The organism is Devosia insulae DS-56, assembly GCF_000970465.2.
GTDB classification, from domain to species: domain Bacteria; phylum Pseudomonadota; class Alphaproteobacteria; order Rhizobiales; family Devosiaceae; genus Devosia_A; species Devosia_A insulae.
This window is the reverse complement of the sequence record NZ_LAJE02000014.1, coordinates 1-1,989: the sequence shown is the minus strand read 5'-3', so window position 1 is coordinate 1,989 and position 1,989 is coordinate 1. Positions and strand designations below refer to the sequence as shown.

At 68.8% G+C, this 1,989-nt stretch carries 1 protein-coding gene; it reads left to right on the top strand.

Going from position 1 to position 1,989, the window contains the following annotated elements:
- Positions 1–52: 52 nt before the first annotated feature.
- Positions 53–1,989, top strand: a 1,937-nt coding sequence (locus VW23_RS00595; RefSeq protein ID WP_244513310.1) for a cobaltochelatase subunit CobN, incomplete at its 3' end; no start/stop codon positions are given.

Genomic DNA, 1,989 nt, shown 5'->3' with positions numbered 1-1,989 from the left:
CCGCCACCTCGGTCAGCTCCCCTCCCCTCAAGGGGGAGGGGAGCTGACCGAGGTGGCGGTACGCCCCTTCCACCGCTTCGGCCTCTGGCATCCGAACCACGGCATGCTCGACGCGCTCCCCGCCTCGCCGCACCCGAACGTCCCCATCCTGTTCTACCGCGCTGCCCTCGAAGGCGCCGGCACCGCGACGCTCGAAGCCCTGATCGCCGAGCTCGAGGCCCGATCGCTCAACCCCGTCCCCATCGTCGTCTCGACGCTGAAGGAGGGCTCCTGCATTCGCTTCGTCCAGGCGGCCTTCGCTGCGTATCCACCAAGCGTCATCCTCAACCTCACCGGCTTTGCCCTCGGCCTCGATGGCCTCGACGCCAAGCAGAACCCTTTCGCCGGCACCGACGCTCCGGTCATCCAACTGTTGCAGGGCGGCCGCCCCGAGGCGCAGTGGGCCGCCGATGTCCAGGGCCTCACGGCCAAGGATCTCGCCATGCAGGTGGTGCTGCCCGAGCTCGACGGCCGCATCGGCATGCTGCTGGTCGGCCACAAGCACGACGCCATCTGGCACGAGCGCACCCAGTGCCCGCTCTCCGCCTACGCCCCCGACCCCGACGGCATCCGCCGCGCCGTCACCCTGGCGCAGAACTGGACCACGCTGCGCGCCGCTGCACCCGCCGAGCGGCGGGTTGCGATGGTCCTCGCCAACTACCCCATCCGCGACGGCCGGTTGGCCAACGGGGTGGGATACGACGCGCCGCAGTCGGCGGTGGAGATTTTGCGGGCGATGGAGGGGGCAGGGTATGTGGCCTCCCCCCTCCCATCCTCCCCCACAAGGGGGGAGGTGCCGATCGAGTTTGAGGCTCGGTCAGCGCCAGATACACCGGCAGACACCTCCCCCCTTGTGGGGGAGGATGGGAGGGGGGTGGCCACAGGCAACGACCTGATTGCCTTGCTCCAGTCCGGCCCCACCAACGCCCACCCGGAGCGTGGCACCGGCATCCCGTTTCCCGTGCATCGCTACCGCGAGCTGTTCGCCACGCTGCCGGCCAAGATCCAGTCCGAAGTCACCGCCCGCTGGGGCGACCCTGCTGCCGATCCGTTTGTGCGGGACGACGGCGCTAAACGCTCCTTCCACCTCCCAGCGCTCCGCTTCGGCAACATTGCCATCCTGATCCAGCCGGCCCGCGGCTATCATCTCGACGAGACTGCCAGCTACCACGATCCGGACCTCGTCCCGCCGCACGGCTATCTTGCTGCCTATCTCTGGCTGCGCCACGAGTTCGCCGCCCATGCCGTGATCCACAACGGCAAGCACGGCAATCTCGAGTGGCTTCCCGGCAAGGCCACGGCGCTCGATGCTGCGTCCTACCCGGCGGCGCTCTGGGCCGAGCTGCCGCAGCTCTATCCGTTCATCGTCAATGACCCCGGCGAGGGCACCCAGGCCAAGCGCCGCACCGGCGCGGTGATCATCGATCATCTGGTGCCGCCGCTCACCCGCGCCGAAACCTACGGCCCGCTCAAGGACCTCGAAGCGCTGCTCGACGAGTATTATGCCGCCTCCGGCATGGACCGCCGCCGCCTCGCCGGCTTGCGTAAGCGCATCCTCGATTTCACCCGCGACGCGCGCCTAGACCGCGATATCGGTCTCGTCCCCGATGAGTTCGAAACGCTGAAGCGCATCGACACCTTCCTCTGCGACCTGAAGGAAGCCCAGATCCGCGATGGCCTCCACATCTTCGGCCAATCCCCCACCGGCCGGCTCGAGCGCGACCTGATCGTCGCCCTCGCCCGCGTCCCGCGCGGTGAGACGCCGGGTGAAGCCTCGCTGATCCGCGCCCTCGCCGATGACCTGAAACTCGGCTTCGACCCGCTGACCGCCGATCTCGGTGCGCCGTGGACCGGACCGGTGCTCCCCTCCCCCCTTCTCCTCTTCACGCCTCCCCTGCCCCACCCGCCACCTCCCTTCAGTCTCTCTGTTCTCTCTCTCCGCTCCCCAAT